This is a genomic window from Eubacterium sp. ER2 (genome assembly GCF_000765215.1).
Taxonomy (GTDB): Bacteria; Bacillota; Clostridia; order Lachnospirales; family Lachnospiraceae; genus Claveliimonas; species Claveliimonas intestinigallinarum.
The window spans coordinates 218,077-234,768 of the sequence record NZ_JPJE01000018.1; the positions used below are offsets into that span (position 1 = coordinate 218,077).

The window sequence follows — 16,692 nt, forward strand, 5'->3', positions numbered from 1 at the left end:
GAGAGGATGACAGGGAGAGAGAAGAGGGCGCTTCGGGATGCGTTTATCAAGCTTTTGTCCGCCGCAGTGGTGGCCGCCGGTCTGGCCGGCATGTACGGCATGAGAGCGGGAGCTGTGCAGGCTCCGGCGAACAGGACGGCTTTCCAGGCAGAGGCAGAAGCTGTGGAAAAAACAGAGCCAGGACAACAGACAGGACAGCAGGGGAAGGTGATCATTTCCCAGTTCTACGGAGCCGGAGGCGGGGAGGGAGTCTTCTCCAACGACTTTGTAGAGCTCTACAACCCTGGAGACGAGGCCGTTCGTCTGGACGATTACATACTGGGCTACAGCTCGGGGGCCGTGGAGGACGAGGCCGGCTCCACCGTGGACAGCGACGGCGTGCGGACAGAGAGGACAGTCGGGCTGGCCGGATCCATACCGGCCCACGGCTACTATCTCGTGTGCGGCGCAGGCAATGTGCAGGAAGATAGAGCTTACCAGATAGAGAGCTTTAACAGGATGTGGCAGGATCTTGTGATCGACGACCAGCCCACAGTCACACTGAAGCTCTACGGGGGAGCGAACCTTGTAGATATGGTTTCCACAGAGGGGAGCAGCTGCCAGTATCTCGTCTCCGCCAGCACGTCTGTAGTCAATGGAGAGGCGGCAAGAGGGGAGAGTGGAAGAAGCGGAAAAGGGCTGCGGACCTTCTACTGGGACGGCAGGGTGGCGCCGGAGTATGAAAACCTCTACGAGCCCCACAGCTCCTACGGGGCAGCGGACGGAGAAGAGGGATAAAAAATAAGTATTGCGTTGATCTGGAATACAGATCAGCGCTTTTTTATTGGAAAATTGTATTAGTATAGAATGTGTCGATAGATGAAAATAATTATAAAAATTAACAATTTTATTTTTGGAAATGTATATGATAAAATGAAGCCGTTTGAGTGTTAGAAAAATAACAAAACAGATAACGCAGGGATAAGGAGTGTTCGTTATGGCGTTAAACCAGAAAGCGGATTCAAAGAAGAATACGAATTCGGATCATCTTGAGAATCTGACCAGGCAACAGTTAAAAGAACTGGAGGAGAAAGAAAAGTCTTTTGTGCAGAAGATACTGGATGTTGTGATCAGTCTTTTGCCAATCATATGCGGTATTGCAGCTATTCTGGAATATCAGCTGATTCCGGATGGAAGCAGCAATAATGATCCCAAAACATATCTTGGACTTCTCATTGTACTGATTGCTGCGTATGTTCTCTATGGAGCCGTGGGAGTGATTCGGAGGCTTCGAGGAGATAAGACAATCATAGAAAGAGTCCGTTACAAGGCACCGCTTTATTCAGCACTTTTTTTGCTGCTGCTCGCATATGATTACCTGACGTTGAAGACAGGAATTCTGACACAGCCTTTTGTACCGTGTATGAACTCTATCTTGAATGCGGCGTGGAACGATAAAGGATATTTGATCGAGTCAACCCTACATACCCTGCGGCTTCTGTTCCTGGGCTATTTTATCGGTGTGGTTCTTGGACTTATCACAGGAATTACCTGCGGCTATTCCAAAAAAGTACGCTACTGGATTGATCCGGTTATTAAATTTCTTGGACCAATTCCTACTTCTACGTGGATCCCGATCGTCATGGTTGTAGCGACTTCCCTTTTCGGCGGAGCTGTGTTTATTATCGCTCTCGGGTCATGGTTTGCGGTAACCGTCGCTTCTATGACAGGAATTTCAAATGTGGACAAGGACTTTTTTGAAGCGGCGAGAACGCTGGGGGCCAACGAGAGACAGCTGGTCTTCCGGGTGGCGATCCCTCATGCAATGCCATCTATTCTTCAGGGAATGACACAGGCGATGAGCTCTGCTTGTACGGCTATCATGATCGCGGAGATGATGGGAGTAAAGGCGGGTCTTGGATGGTATATGACCTGGGCAAAATCCTGGTCAAGCTATGACAAGATGTTTGCGGCATTGTTCGTGATCTGCTTTATATTTACAGTTGTTACGAAGGTTCTTGATTTGATCAAACGTCGTGTCTTACGCTGGCAGAATGGAGTTGTTAAATAATGGTAGAAAAAAAAGTAACATTAAAACTGGATCATGTTTCAAAAAGTTTCGCGAAAATTGAGACAGATGAAGTAACTCATGCGCTGAACGAGATCGATCTGACAATGAAAAGCGGGGAGTTTATTAGTCTGGTAGGACCATCAGGCTGTGGAAAATCAACTATACTGCGTCTGGTGGCCGGGCTGATCATGCCGACAACAGGGAAACTGACTGTAGATGACAATGAGATACAGGGCCCTTCTCCGGAGAGGGGGATGGTATTCCAAAAACCAACTCTTTTTCCGTGGCTTACCGTAAAAGATAACATAGCTTTCAGTCTTAAAATGCAGGGAAAGCTGAAAGGAAATGAAGACAAAGTTGAAAAGATGATCGATGTCATCGGACTAGGGTCGTTCAGGGATGATTATCCGGGACAGCTCTCTGGTGGAATGGCCCAAAGAGTGGCGCTTGTCCGCTCCCTGATCAATGAGCCGGACATTCTGCTTCTGGATGAGCCTCTTGGAGCGCTTGATGCGTTCACGCGTATGAATATGCAGGACGAAATCCTGCGGATATGGCAGGAAAAGGAGCAGCTGGCTATTATGGTGACACATGATGTGGATGAGGCAGTCTATATGGGAAGCAGAGTGATTGTTATGGATTCAAATCCGGGCAGAGTTGTATCAGACATAACTATAAAAGAAAAATATCCCAGAGACAGATCGTCAGCCATGTTTGTAGAGTATAGAAATGAAATCTTAAATAAACTCCATTATGGGGGGATCCGCAGTTAGCGGATTTAAAACAAGATTCTTTTAACTGAGAAGGAAATTTCCGGATCGGTTTTTAGAATAAAATATACAAGAAGGAGAGAAAGTATGAAATTGAAAAGAATCGCAGCATCTTTACTTGCCGGAATGATGGTTTTTTCACTTGCAGCCTGCGGACAGAGCAGCGCTGATAAGAGTGAAGGCAGTGGAAAGGATGCAAGTACAGAACGACCGGAGGCAGTTTCAGAGGAAGACTGGGAAGCAATGCAGAAAGAGCCGGCTTTTGGAACAGAGCTGAAGTACCTGTTTAATGGAGGAGCATGCGTATCAGCAAAATACCTTGCGGAAGAGCTGGGGTATTATGAGGAGTATGGTATCAATGCTACCTATGTGCAGGGTAGTTCTGTAGTGGAGACTGTTGGAACGGGCCAGTGTATGTGGGGAACTGACCATATTGCCACAATGCTTGTTCCTGTAACAAATGGAGTGAATATGACATTCGTGTGCGGCGCACATATCGGATGCAAGTCCATCTATGTTCCGGCTGACAGCGATATTCAGTCCGTAGAGGATCTGAAAGGCAAAACGATCGCAATCCACGATGGAATTGGAAATTCTGACCAGAATATCTGCTACCGTCTTCTTGATGAGTATGGGGTAGATCCGACTACAGAAGTAGAGTTCCTGAATGTCGAGGACAATGCAGCAACTGTTGCCAGCATGGAAAATGGCGAAGTGGATGCTACAATTTTTTCTGATTATTTTGTGATGGCCAACTATCCGGATGATATGCGTATGATCTGCTCTATTACATACAGCCCGGAATTCCAGGATGAGGCTTGTTGCGTGACAGCGATGAACAATGATTTCCTTGAGAAAAATCCGGTTCATGCAAAATATATTGTAAAGGCTATTAAACGTGCCGGACAGTATGCGCGCTTAAACTCTGAGGATGCAGTACAGCTCATGTATGACACGGACATGATGACAGGAGATCAGGAAGTACAACAGAAGTTCTGGGATTCCCTTCATTTTGGACTGTCTGACGCATTTACAGAGCAGTCTCTGAGAGAGATCGCAGAGGATTACCTGAGACTTGGAATTATTGAAAATCAGGATCTGACTGTGGATGAAATCATGGATATGGCTTGGACAGAGGTTTGCCCGGACGAAGAGATCGAGGGTCTCACTGTAGGTGATCCGGTTGAACCGGAAAATGCGGTGATTCCGATTGAGCAGAAACAGTAAAAATTAATATGCGAAGATAACGGGAGGGCGTCCTGAAAGTCAGAGAATGACTGAGGGACGCCCTTTTCATATAGCTTTAGCAAGGTGATAAGGGAAAAATTGGATCAAAGAGGCAGATGTTAAAACCTTGTGATTTTTACAGAGCAGAAAAAATGAATAACGATTGCACAGACGGCACGACCTGTGGTAAACTGTATATTCGGAGTAAAACGACTATCTGATGTAAATTAGAATATAGAGGAGAGCTTATATCATGCCGGAATTGACAAAACAGATGAAAGATGAAATCAAAAGGCGCCGCACCTTTGCCATCATTTCCCACCCGGACGCGGGAAAGACGACTCTGACAGAGAAGTTCCTGCTCTACGGGGGAGCCATCAACCAGGCGGGAAGCGTGAAGGGAAAGGCTACCGCAAAGCACGCTGTGTCGGACTGGATGGAGATCGAGAAGGAGAGAGGTATCTCCGTCACATCCTCTGTCCTGCAGTTTGAGTACGACGGGTACTGCATCAATATTCTGGATACACCGGGTCACCAGGACTTCTCGGAGGATACCTACCGGACTCTGATGGCGGCGGACTCCGCCGTCATGGTGATTGACGCGTCCAAGGGTGTGGAGGCCCAGACGAGAAAGCTGTTCAAGGTCTGTACCATGCGCCACATCCCCATCTTTACCTTTATCAACAAGATGGACCGGGAGGCCATGGATACCTTTGAGCTGCTGGACGACATCGAGAATGAGCTGGGAATTGCGACCTGCCCCATCAACTGGCCCATCGGCTCGGGCAAGAGCTTTAAGGGCGTGTATGACAGGAAGGAGAGAGAGGTGGAGCTCTTCTCCGACACAAAGAAGGGAACGACCCAGGGAGAGGTCAAAAAGGTGAAGATCGATGACCCGGAGATCACCTGGCTCATCGATGACAACCAGAGACTACAGCTGGAGGAGGAGATCGAGCTCCAGGACGGAGCAGGAGCCGAGTTTGACCAGGAACTGGTCAGCCGTGGAGAGCTGTCGCCGGTATTTTTCGGCTCCGCACTGACCAACTTCGGCGTGGAGACCTTCCTGCAGCACTTCCTTGATATGACCTCATCCCCTCTCCCGAGAAAATCTGACAAGGGGGACATCGATCCCATGGAGGAGCCGGATTTCTCGGCCTTTGTGTTCAAGATACAGGCCAACATGAACAAGGCCCACAGGGACAGGATCGCCTTCATGCGCATCTGCTCCGGCAAATTTGACGCCGGCATGGAGGTCCATCACATCCAGGGGGGCAAGAAGGTGCGGCTCTCCCAGCCCCAGCAGATGATGGCCAGCGAGAGAAAGATCATTGAGAACGCCTATGCGGGAGATATCATCGGCGTCTTTGACCCGGGCATTTTCTCCATCGGAGATACGCTGACCGCCTCCCCGGAGAAATTTGCCTTTGAGGGCATCCCCACCTTTGCCCCGGAGCACTTTGCAAGAGTCCGCCAGGTGGACACCATGAAGAGAAAGCAGTTCATCAAGGGTATCAGCCAGATTGCCCAGGAGGGAGCCATCCAGATCTTCCAGGAGTACAATACCGGTATGGAGGAGATTATCGTGGGCGTTGTGGGCGTCCTGCAATTCGACGTGCTCAAGTACCGTCTGGAGAACGAGTACAAGGTGGAAATCCGCCTGGATACGCTGCCCTACGAGCACATCCGCTGGATCGAGAACGAAGACCTGGATCTGGATCACCTTGTAGGCACTTCGGACATGAAGAAAATCAAGGATCTCAAGGACCGTCCGCTGCTCCTCTTTATCAACGAATGGAGTATCCGCATGACTCTGGACCGGAACGAGGGACTTGTCCTCTCGGAATTCGGCCGCTCATAGGACACGGAGTTCGTTCGCAGGAGAAAGTGTTGGCATTTGCATATAAATTTGTTATAATGTATATTAATAATGTAATGTGAATTTGTAACACATATATGGAGGGCATTTTTATGGGAAAAGACGAGAGAAGTACCTATACAATAAAAGAGGATGAAAATCTCGGCGAGGTGAAGATCGCTGACGAGGTGGTGGCCATCATCGCCGGCCTTGCGGCCATGGAGGTGGACGGAGTGGCGTCCATGTCCGGCAATGCCACGAGAGAGCTGATCAGCAAGCTGGGCATGAAGTCCCTGTCAAAGGGCGTGAAGGTGGACGTGCTGGAGGGGATTGTCACAGTGTCCCTGAAGCTGAACCTGAAGTATGGCTACAATGTCATGGACATCTGCCAGAAGGTGCAGGAGAAGGTGAAGGCAGCCATCGAAAATATGACAGGCCTTACTGTTGCGGACGTGAATATCCGCATCGCAGGCGTGGATGTTCCGGAGGAAGCGTAAGTGAAGAGATCAGAGTCTAGGGAACATATATTTAAGCTGGTGTTTGGACTGGAGTTCAACGCCGAAGAGGAGATGCCCCAGCAGCTGGAGCTGTATTTTGACCAGCTTGAGGAGGCGAAGGAGAAGGACAGGGAATATATCCAGAAGAAAGCCCAGGCTGTCGCTGAGCACAAGGAGGAGATCGACAAGCTGATCGGTGAGCACACGACAGGCTGGAAGACCACCAGGATGAACAAGGTGGATCTTACGATCCTGCGCCTGGCTGTCTATGAGATGAAGTGGGACGATGACGTGCCTGTGTCTGTGGCGATCAACGAGGCAGTGGAGCTTGCCAAGCGGTTTGGCGGGGACGAGAGCCCCTCTTTCATAAACGGCGTTCTGGCCAGGATCGCAGACTGAGACGAGAGGTGCATTGACAGATCATGGCGGGAAATGTTTATACAGTAAAACAGGTAAATGCCTATATCCGGAATATGTTCACCCAGGATTTCATGCTGAACCGTATTTACGTTAAAGGCGAAGTGTCAAACTGTAAGTACCACACGTCGGGTCATATATATTTTTCATTGAAGGATGAGTCCGGAACGATTGCCTGTGTCATGTTTGCAGGGCAGCGTGGAGGGCTCTCTTTTCGTATGACGGAGGGACAGCAGGTGATCGTCTTTGGCTCGGTCAGCGTGTATGAGCGTGGAGGTACATACCAGCTCTACGCGAGGCAGATCCGGCTGGACGGTGAGGGCGTTCTATACGAGAAATTCCAGGCCCTGAAAAAGGAGCTGGAGGAGATGGGCATGTTTGCCCCCGAGTACAAAAAACCCATCCCGCCCTTTGCCATGCGGGTGGGCGTAGTGACGGCATCCACCGGGGCGGCTGTGCGGGATATCATGAATATCAGCAGGCGCCGGAATCCCTACGTGCAGCTCATTCTCTACCCGGCCCAGGTGCAGGGTGAGGGGGCAAAGGAGAGCATTGTAAAAGGAATACGCATGCTGGAGCAGGCCGGTGTGGATGTGATGATCGTTGGCAGAGGCGGCGGTTCAATCGAGGATCTCTGGGCCTTCAACGAGGAGATAGTGGCCAGAGCCATCTTTGACTGCTCTGTGCCGGTGATCTCCGCGGTTGGACACGAGACCGACACCACCATCGCTGACTATGTGGCGGACCTGCGGGCTCCCACGCCCTCGGCTGCGGCCGAGCTGGCAGTGTGGGATATCCGGCTCTTTGACCAGCGCCTGCAGGAGACGGCCCTGCAGATGAACAGGCAGATGGACAGAGTGCTCCAGGTGAGCCGCCTGCGGCTTCAGAAATACGAGGCCAGGCTCCAGTATCTCCACCCCGGCAACAAGCTGCGGGAGAGACGGCAGATGCTGGTGGAGCTGGAGGATGCCATGAGGCGGAGCATGGAGCAGAAGGTGCAGAGGGCGAGACACCAGCTTGCCATTTACATTGAGAAGATGCGGGGGCTCTCCCCCGCCGGAAAGCTGAATCAGGGCTACTCTTACGTGGAGAGGGAGTCCGGCGGCAGACGTGAGGCGGTTAAGAGCATCCGCCAGGTGGAAAAAGATATGGAGCTGCGCATCTACGTCTCGGACGGTGTGATCCGGGCCAGAGCGGAGGATGTGCAGGATGAAGGAGGGACACCATGGAAGAGAGAATAGAGGAGCAGACAGTGCCCGCGGAAGGAGAGCAGACGCTGGAGCAGCTCTTTGCGGAGCTGGAGGCGTTGACAGGAGCGCTGGAGGAGGAGTCCTCCCTTGAGAAGTCCTTTCAGCTCTACCACAGGGGAATGGACATGCTGAAGGCGTGCAGCGACAGGATAGACAGAGTGGAAAAACAGATACAGGTTCTGGATGAAAAAGGAGAGACCCATGAGTTGCAGTAGGATGGAGTATGAGCGAGAGCGGGAGCAGAAGGTTGAGGAGATAGAGGCCCTGCTCACAAAGTATCTGCCCTCAAAGGAGGGATTGCAGAAGATCATCATGGAGGCCATGGAGTACAGCCTCATGGCGGGCGGCAAGCGGCTCCGGCCCATGCTGATGCAGGAGACCTACCGTCTCTTTGGCGGAGAGGGAGAGCTGGTGGAGCCCTTTATGGCGGCTATGGAGATGATCCACACCTACTCCCTTGTCCACGACGACCTGCCGGCTATGGACAATGACGAGTACCGGAGAGGGCGGAAGACCACCCATGTGGTCTACGGGGAGGACATGGGGATCCTGGCAGGTGATGCTCTTTTAAACTATGCCTTTGAGACGGCCTCCTCGGCTTTTGAGCAGTATCCGGATAAAGCCCTTCTCATAGGAAAAGCCCTCCGTGTCCTGTCCGCAAAGGCGGGCATCCACGGCATGATCGGCGGCCAGGTGGTGGATGTGAAGGAGACGGGACACGCTGTCTCAAGAGAGGTGCTGGATTTTATCTATGAGCTGAAGACAGGGGCGCTTATCGAGAGCTCCATGATGATCGGCGCCATCCTCGCCGGCGCCTCGGATGGAGATGTGAAGAAGGTGGAGAAGATTGCCTCCAATGTGGGCTTTGCCTTCCAGGTGCAGGATGACATCCTGGATGTGACCAGCACCAGCGAGGTGCTGGGAAAGCCGGTCCACAGCGATGAGAAGAATGAGAAGAGCACCTACGTGACTCTGGTCGGACTCAAGGAGGCGGGAAGGCTGGTGGAGACAGCGTCCATGGAGGCTGTCCGTCTTCTGGGAGAGCTTCCCGGGGAAAACGGCTACCTGGCATGGCTCATCGAGAAGCTGATCCACCGGGAGAAATAAGGAGCGACAGGTATGTTGTTAGATCGGATCGAGAGAGAAAATGATGTAAAAAAACTTAGGGCCGAGGAGCTGGAGGAGCTGGCGGCGGAGATCAGGCAGTTCCTGATCGAAAAGATCAGTATGACAGGAGGCCATCTGGCCTCCAATCTGGGTGTGGTGGAGCTCACTATCGCCATGCACAGAGTGTTCCAGCTCCCGGAGGACAAGATGATCTGGGATGTGGGGCATCAGTCCTACACCCATAAGATCCTGACGGGGCGCAGAGCGGGCTTTGACGACCTGCGCAAATACGGGGGCATGAGCGGCTTCCCGAAGCGGAAGGAGAGCGCCTGCGACGCCTTTGATACGGGGCACAGCTCCACCTCCATCTCCGCGGGGCTGGGGTACGTGCAGGCCCGTGATCTTCTGGGGCAGGACTACAGTGTTCTCTCTGTTATAGGGGACGGTGCCATGACCGGCGGCATGGCCTACGAGGCCCTGAACAACGCGGCGCGGATCAAGACAAATTTTATTATTATCTTAAATGACAATGAGATGTCCATATCGGAGAATGTAGGCGGCATGTCCGACTATCTGGCCCGTCTGCGGACAGCGGACATCTATACAGGCCTGAAAAAGGGAGTCACCAACACCCTCCACAGAATTCCGGTGGCAGGGGACTCCATCATCGAGCAGATCCGCCGGACAAAGAACAGCATCAAGCAGCTGGTAGTGCCGGGCATGCTCTTTGAGGATATGGGGATCACCTATCTGGGGCCCATACCGGGACATGACATCGCCATGCTCTGCCGGGCCCTGCGGGAGGCGAAAAAGGTGGAGGGGCCTGTCCTTCTCCACGTCCTCACCCAGAAGGGAAAGGGCTACGAGCCGGCGGAGCAGGAGCCGGCCCGCTTCCATGGGACAGGTCCCTTCGACATAGAGACGGGAAAGCCTGTTGGCACAAAGAAGAAGGATACATACACGGATGTGTTCTCAAAGGTGATCTGCGATATCGGCAAGAGAAATCCCAGGGTGGCGGTCATCACAGCCGCCATGGCGGACGGCACCGGCCTCTCCGAGTTCCAGCGCCGTTTCCCGAAACGGTTTTTCGACGTGGGCATCGCAGAGGGCCACGCGGTCACCTTTGCGGCCGGTCTGGCGGCAGGGGGGATGAAGCCAGTGTTTGCCGTGTACTCCTCCTTCCTCCAGAGAGGGTATGACCAGATCATACACGATGTGGGACTGCAGAACCTGCCGGTTGTCTTTGCGGTGGACAGGGCCGGACTGGTGGGCAGCGACGGGGAGACTCACCAGGGGATCTTTGACCTGTCCTATCTGGGCATCATCCCCAATATGACTGTCATGTCGCCCAAGAACCGCTGGGAGCTGGCGGATATGCTGCGCTTTGCTGTGGACTATGAGGGACCCATCGCGCTCCGCTATCCCCGTGGAACAGCCTACGACGGCTGCGAGGAGTTCCGCTCCCCCATCCGGTACGGAAAGAGCGAGGTCATCTACGAGGAGGAGAGCATTGCCATCGTGAGTGTGGGCCACATGTTTGAGGAGGCCCTGAAGACCCGCAGGCTTATCAAGGAGACCGGGTACAATTGCAGTCTGGTCAACGCCAGATTTGTCAAGCCCATTGACAGCGAGATGATCGAGGAGCTGGCAAAGCGCCACAGTCTCATCGTCACCATAGAGGAGAACGTCCTCTGCGGAGGCTTTGGGGAGCAGGTGACAGAGTACGTGTCCGCTCAGGGACTTCCGGTAAAGGTGCTGAATCTGGCCCTGCCGGACGACTATATCGAGCACGGCAGCGTGGATGTGCTGCGAAGAGAGGTCCTTCTGGATGCTCCTTCCATGATGAAGCGCATTGTGACTGCGTATATACTTGCATGCTCCAAAAGGGCAGAAAAGGATATCTGAAAGGAGAACAGCCATGAAAGAGCGTCTGGATGTATTGCTTGTAAAAAGAAATCTCGCCGGTTCCAGAGAGAAGGCCAAGGCCATCATCATGTCCGGCATTGTGTATGTGGACGGACAGAAGGAGGACAAGGCCGGCACAACCTTCCCGGAGGATGTACAGATTGAGGTCAGAGGGCACACCCTTCCCTATGTCAGCAGAGGGGGACTGAAGCTGGAGAAGGCTCTGAAGTGCTTTGACGTGTCCGTGGAGGGAAAGGTCTGCACAGATGTGGGATCCTCCACAGGCGGGTTCACAGACTGCATGCTGCAAAACGGCGCGGTCAAGGTGTTTGCCATAGATGTGGGACGGGGACAGCTTGACTGGAAGCTGCGCCAGGATGACCGGGTGGTCTGTATGGAAAAGACAAACATCCGCTACGTAAAGCCGGAGGATTTGGGGGAGCCCATCGACTTCTCCTCCATAGATGTATCCTTCATCTCCCTCACAAAGGTGCTCGGCCCTATCCGGGACTATCTGACAGAGAAAGGGCAGATCGTGGCTCTTATCAAGCCCCAGTTTGAGGCCGGCAGGGAGAAAGTCGGAAAGAAAGGGGTGGTGCGGGAAAAGAGCACCCATCTGGAGGTCATCAGCCAGATTATTTCCTATGCACTTTCCATTGGCTTCCGGGTGCTGGATCTGACATTTTCGCCCATCAAAGGGCCGGAGGGGAATATCGAGTATCTGGTCCACCTGGAAAAATGTGATCCCTCGCAGGCGGCTGTGGAGGATGGGATCGCTGTGGAGACGGTTGTGTCAGAAGCATTTGAAGCACTGCGAGGTTAGAAGATGGAACGGTTTTATATAGTGACGAATGATGGAAAAGACAGAGACGGAAGGGTCACGGACAGGATCCGGCACATCCTTGAGGGAGCGGGGAAGACATGCCTGTTCTCGGAGAAGGATGAGAAAAAAAATATCATCCGGGAGACAGTTCCCGAGGATGCGGACTGCGCCATTGTCATCGGCGGAGACGGCAGCCTCATAGAGGTGGCAAGGATCCTGAAAAATGAGATTCCCATTTTGGGTATTAATATGGGGACGCTGGGTTACCTGACCGAGGTGGATCCCGCCAGGCTGGATGAGGCGCTGGCACAGATCCTGCAGGGGGACTACTGCATTGAGGAGAGGATGATGCTGGAGGGACATTTCCAGGGGAAGGAGCCGGACGTGGCCCTCAACGACATCGTAATTTCCAGAAAAGGAAGCCTGCGGGTCATTCATTTTGATGTATATGTGAACGGCGCCTGCCTGAATTCCTACGAGGCGGACGGAATGATCATATCCACCCCCACTGGCTCCACAGCCTACAACCTGTCGGCAGGAGGACCTGTGGTAGAGCCGACAGCGTCCCTCATCGTCCTCACCCCCATCTGCTCCCATGCGCTGAACACAAGCAGCATCGTGCTGTCCGCGGAGGATGAGGTTATCGTTCAGATCGGGCAGGGGAGAAACGGGAGAGAAGAGGAAGTGTTCGCCACATTTGACGGCGCGGATGTGGTGGAGATGCGGACCGGGGACAGAGTCCTGGTGCGCAGATCAGAGCACGTGACAAAGCTGATGAAGCTGAGCAAGGTCAGCTTTCTCGAAATCATGCGCAGAAAGATGAAAGGAAACTGATACCATGAAGATCAACCGACATGCGAAGATAGTAGAACTCATCAATAAATACAGAATTGAGACACAGGAGGAGCTGGCAGAATACCTGAACAAAGAGGGCTTTAAGGTGACCCAGGCCACTGTATCCAGGGATATCCGGGATCTGAAGCTGACCAAGGTGCCTACAGACGACGGCAGACAGAAATACGCGGTGCACCAGAAGGGTGAGTCTGAGATGAGTGAGAAATATATCCGGGTACTTCGGGACGGCTATGTCTCCATGGACAAGGCTCAGAATATCCTCGTGATCAAGACCGTGGTGGGTATGGCGAACGCGGTGTGCGCCGCCCTGGATGCCATGAAGTGGAATGAGATCATCGGGAGCGTGGCCGGGGACGATACTATCATCTGTGTGATCCGCAGTGTGGACGAGACCATAGCTGTCATGGATAAGATCAGCAAAATTGTTTCTTAGTGGCTTTTGAAAGATACAGTATAAGGATACAGGAGGCTGTATGTTACAGAATTTACATGTAAAAAATCTTGCCCTGATCGATGAAGTGGAGATCGACTTCCAGAAAGGGCTGAACATACTGACAGGAGAGACCGGAGCGGGGAAATCGATTATCCTCGGTTCGATCAGCCTTGCTCTTGGGGCCAGATACACCACAGATATCCTGCGCAAGGGCGCCAGGTACGGATTTGTGGAGCTGACCTTTACAGTGGAGAATGAGAAGCAGGAGGAGAAGCTTAAAAAGCTGGATATCTTTCCCGAGGAGGGGACAGTCGTCCTGAGCCGGCGTCTCATGGAGGGCCGCAGTACAAGCAAGATCAACGGAGAGACCGTGCCCATCTCTCTCCTCAAGGAGGCAGCCGCCATCCTGATCGACATACACGGACAGCATGAACACCAGTCTCTTCTCTACAAGAAGAGACAGCTGGAGCTGCTGGATGCCTTTGCATCCGAGAAGATCCTGGAGGCAAAGGAGAAGGTCCGCTTCTCCTTCCAGGAGTACAGAAAGTGGAAAAAAGAGCTGGAGGAGGCTGATCAGGACGAGGCAGAGCGGGCGAAGGAAGCCTCTTTTCTCGAATTTGAGATAGGCGAGATCGAGGACGCCGGACTGAGGGACGGCGAGGATGAGGAGCTGGAGGAGAGCTACCGGCGCATGGTCAACAGCAAGAGGATCGTGGAAGGTGTCAGTGAGGCCCACGGCTACACAAGCGGGGAGGCGGGCAGCGCCAGCGAGTGCCTCAGCCGGGCGGCCAGGTGTCTTGCGGAGGCGGCAGGACTGGACGAGGATGCCCGTCAGCTCTACGAGCAGCTTCTGGAGGTAGACAGCCTTCTGAATGATTTCAACAGGGAACTGGCAGACTATGAGAAGTCGCTGGAGTTCTCTGATGAGGACTTTGCCGAGACGGAGAACCGGCTCAATGAGATCAACCGGCTCAAGACAAAATACGGCAGCACTATCGAAGAGATCAGGGCCTACTGTGAGGAGAAAAAAAGCCGTCTCCTGGTGCTGAACGACTACGACCGCTACCTGGAGGAGCTGAAGGAGAAGTACGAGCGCTCTCTTAAGCATCTGGAGAAGAATACCACTGTCCTCACAAGGCTGAGAAAGGAGCAGAGTCTGCTTTTTGCTGACAGGATCACAGAGGGACTGCGTGATCTGAATTTCGCCGATGTACGGTTCCAGATCGATTTTTCCGGTCTACCGGAGTATACCTCAAACGGAAAGGACGACATCGCCTACATGATCTCCATGAACCCGGGAGAGCCCTTAAAGCCCCTGGCGGAGGTGGCTTCCGGAGGCGAGCTGTCCAGGATCATGCTGGCCATCAAGACAGTGATGGCGGACAGGGACGAGATACCGACCCTTATCTTTGACGAGATCGACGTGGGGATCAGCGGCCGGACAGCCCAGAAGGTGTCCGAGAAGATGGCTGTCATCGGGAAGACCCACCAGGTCATCTGTATCACCCATCTGGCTCAGATCGCCGCCCAGGCGGACGCTCACTACCTGATCGAGAAGACGGTGGAAGAGGGAAAGACCCACACCGGTATCCGTCAGCTCTCGGAGGAGGAGTCCATTGAGGAGCTGTCAAGGATACTGGGAGGCGCGAAGATCACCGACGCGGTCCTGGAGAATGCGAGGGAGATGAAGGAGCTGGCCCGAGGTGGAAGAGGGGAGTAATTGGATTAGCGGGTATAAATCAATCTGCTGGATACTGTCGCTGTGTTTGAGATTACATACAAAATCATTTGTTTGATTTTCCTCATATACAGGAAAACAGTATCCCGGCAAAGGAAAACGCCCATCCGCTCTGGCAAGCGTGATGGGCGTTTGCGTCACAGACGCAGATAACTAATCATCTCAAAGAGCTGCCACATCGGCTTTGATCCGATATGCAATGCTTCTTTTCATCTTCAGTATAGTAAGAAAATTATCTTTTGTCAATGCGTTTATGGAAACACTTTTTTAAGCAGCTGTAATTTCCTGACAAGGAAGTTTACATATTTGTATACCCCATCAGGTACTCATCCACTTCCCTGGCACACGCGCGGCCTTCCGCGATGGCCCAGACTACAAGGGACTGACCCCGGTGCATATCCCCTGCGGCAAACACCTTCTCTGTGTTGGTCTTGTAGGAGGAGGGGGCAGTGGCAGCCACGCCTCTTGGCGTGAGGTCGAGCTGGAAGGCGTCTGACACGTAGGACTCGCATCCGGTAAAGCCTGCCGCGATGAGGAGCAGGTCTGCCTCTAAAATCTGCTCACTGCCCTCTATTTCTGTCATTTTTCCGTCCTTGAAAGAGAGCTTCACGGTCTTTACTCCGGTGAGCTGATTTTTGTCGTCTGTCAGGAACTCCTTGATGGTAGTCTCATAGATCCGGGGATCGTGGCCAAAGCAGAAGATGGCCTCCTCCTGTCCGTAATCGGTCTTGCAGACCTTGGGCCACTCCGGCCAGGGGTTGGATGGCGTGCGCTCATCCGGGGCCTTGGGCATCATCTCAATCTGCGTGACGGAGGCACAGCCCTGGCGGATACAGGTACCCACGCAGTCATTTCCGGTGTCTCCGCCGCCCACGATGATGACCTTTTTATCCTTTGCGGATACCCAGGGGGTACCGTCCAGCAGATGCTTTGTGGCCCTTGTGAGGAAGTCCACGGCAAAATAGATGCCCTCCGCCTGGCGGCCCTCACCGTTTAAGTCCCTGGCTCTCTTGGAGCCGCAGCACAGGATCACAGCGTCATACTCCTCTAGCAGCTTCTGGGCCGGGATGTCAGCGCCGATATTGGCGCCGGTCACAAACTCGATGCCCTCCGCGGTCATCAGATCCACCCGGCGCTGTACGATGGATTTGTCCAGCTTCATGTTGGGGATACCGTACATGAGAAGGCCTCCCACGCGGTCCTCCCTCTCAAAAACAGTCACATGGTGGCCTCTCTGGTTGAGCTGGTCTGCGGCTGCCAGGCCGGCGGGACCGGCCCCAACTACGGCCACCTTCTTTTCCGTGCGCACAGCCGGGATCCGGGGCTTCATATTTCCCTCGGCAAAGCCGGTCTCTATGATGAAGAGCTCATTGTCGCGGATGGTCACCGGATCGTCGTTCATGCCGCAGACACAGGCTTTTTCACACAGCGCAGGGCAGACCCTCCCGGTAAATTCCGGAAAGCTGCTCGTCTTGCGCAGACGGGAGAGTGCCTGGGAGTAGTTTCCGTGAAACACCTCGTCGTTCCACTCCGGGATCAGATTGTGGAGCGGGCAGCCTGTCACCATGCCCTTCAGCTGCAGTGCAGACTGGCAGAAGGGGACGCCGCAGTTCATGCATCGGGCCCCCTGGATCCTTCTTTCCTCAGGGGAAAGAGGGGGGTGAAATTCATTGAAATTCCTGATGCGCTCCTCCGGAGCACAGGACGAATTATCCATTCTTTTATATTCTAAAAAACCAGTTGGTTTTCCCATAGTCAGTCTTCC

General features: G+C 53.2%; 16 protein-coding genes. 15 read left to right on the top strand and 1 reads right to left on the bottom strand.

The window, feature by feature from the left end; translation table 11 throughout:
• Window positions 1-6 precede the first annotated feature (6 nt).
• The 15 genes from NI21_RS0107125 (at window position 7) to recN (ending at window position 14,909) form a co-directional block, all read left to right on the top strand.
• Window positions 7-777, top strand: a complete 771-nt coding sequence (locus NI21_RS0107125; protein ID WP_033125532.1) for a lamin tail domain-containing protein — start codon at window positions 7-9, stop codon at window positions 775-777.
• A 199-nt stretch (window positions 778-976) separates the two neighbouring features.
• The gene (locus NI21_RS0107130) at window positions 977-2,050 is read left to right on the top strand and encodes an ABC transporter permease (protein WP_052083995.1); all 1,074 of its coding nucleotides are present in this window, start codon (window positions 977-979) and stop codon (window positions 2,048-2,050) included.
• Window positions 2,050-2,823: an ABC transporter ATP-binding protein gene (locus NI21_RS0107135; RefSeq protein WP_033125533.1), complete on the top strand. Its 774-nt coding sequence runs from the start codon at window positions 2,050-2,052 to the stop codon at window positions 2,821-2,823. Before NI21_RS0107130 ends, NI21_RS0107135 begins: the two co-directional genes overlap by 1 nt.
• An 84-nt stretch (window positions 2,824-2,907) precedes the next feature.
• Window positions 2,908-4,047 carry an ABC transporter substrate-binding protein gene (locus NI21_RS0107140; RefSeq protein WP_033125534.1) on the top strand — a complete coding sequence of 380 codons (1,140 nt, stop codon included), beginning with the start codon at window positions 2,908-2,910 and terminating at the stop codon, window positions 4,045-4,047.
• Between the two features lie 253 nt (window positions 4,048-4,300).
• On the top strand, window positions 4,301-5,905 hold the full coding sequence (locus NI21_RS0107145; protein ID WP_033125535.1) for a peptide chain release factor 3: 1,605 nt from the start codon (window positions 4,301-4,303) through the stop codon (window positions 5,903-5,905).
• Between the two features lie 110 nt (window positions 5,906-6,015).
• Entirely contained in the window at window positions 6,016-6,399 is a 384-nt protein-coding gene (locus NI21_RS0107150) for an Asp23/Gls24 family envelope stress response protein (RefSeq protein WP_033125536.1), read from the top strand.
• Window positions 6,400-6,798: a transcription antitermination factor NusB gene (gene nusB / locus NI21_RS0107155; protein WP_033125537.1), complete on the top strand. Its 399-nt coding sequence runs from the start codon at window positions 6,400-6,402 to the stop codon at window positions 6,796-6,798.
• 23 nt (window positions 6,799-6,821) lie between these two features.
• Entirely contained in the window at window positions 6,822-8,057 is a 1,236-nt protein-coding gene (xseA, locus tag NI21_RS0107160) for an exodeoxyribonuclease VII large subunit (RefSeq protein ID WP_033125538.1), read from the top strand.
• Window positions 8,042-8,281: an exodeoxyribonuclease VII small subunit gene (gene xseB / locus NI21_RS0107165; RefSeq protein ID WP_033125539.1), complete on the top strand. Its 240-nt coding sequence runs from the start codon at window positions 8,042-8,044 to the stop codon at window positions 8,279-8,281. The genes xseA and xseB overlap by 16 nt, the downstream gene beginning before the upstream one ends.
• A 1-nt stretch (window position 8,282) precedes the next feature.
• Window positions 8,283-9,173, top strand: coding sequence for a polyprenyl synthetase family protein (locus NI21_RS0107170; protein WP_033125540.1), 891 nt, complete (start codon window positions 8,283-8,285; stop codon window positions 9,171-9,173).
• A 12-nt stretch (window positions 9,174-9,185) separates the two neighbouring features.
• The gene (dxs, locus tag NI21_RS0107175) at window positions 9,186-11,078 is read left to right on the top strand and encodes a 1-deoxy-D-xylulose-5-phosphate synthase (RefSeq protein ID WP_033125541.1); all 1,893 of its coding nucleotides are present in this window, start codon (window positions 9,186-9,188) and stop codon (window positions 11,076-11,078) included.
• 13 nt (window positions 11,079-11,091) lie between these two features.
• On the top strand, window positions 11,092-11,901 hold the full coding sequence (locus NI21_RS0107180) for a TlyA family RNA methyltransferase (protein WP_033125542.1): 810 nt from the start codon (window positions 11,092-11,094) through the stop codon (window positions 11,899-11,901).
• A gap of 3 nt (window positions 11,902-11,904) precedes the next feature.
• Window positions 11,905-12,735, top strand: a complete 831-nt coding sequence (locus NI21_RS0107185; protein ID WP_033125543.1) for an NAD(+)/NADH kinase — start codon at window positions 11,905-11,907, stop codon at window positions 12,733-12,735.
• 4 nt (window positions 12,736-12,739) lie between these two features.
• A complete protein-coding gene (gene argR / locus NI21_RS0107190) occupies window positions 12,740-13,189 on the top strand; it encodes an arginine repressor (RefSeq protein WP_033125544.1) in 450 nt (149 codons plus the stop codon).
• 40 nt (window positions 13,190-13,229) lie between these two features.
• A complete protein-coding gene (gene recN / locus NI21_RS0107195) occupies window positions 13,230-14,909 on the top strand; it encodes a DNA repair protein RecN (RefSeq protein ID WP_033125545.1) in 1,680 nt (559 codons plus the stop codon).
• A 316-nt stretch (window positions 14,910-15,225) separates the two neighbouring features.
• Here recN and NI21_RS0107200 read toward each other — a convergent pair whose 3' ends face one another.
• The gene (locus tag NI21_RS0107200) at window positions 15,226-16,680 is read right to left on the bottom strand and encodes a glutamate synthase subunit beta (protein WP_033125546.1); all 1,455 of its coding nucleotides are present in this window, start codon (window positions 16,678-16,680) and stop codon (window positions 15,226-15,228) included.
• Between the last annotated feature and the right edge of the window lie 12 nt (window positions 16,681-16,692).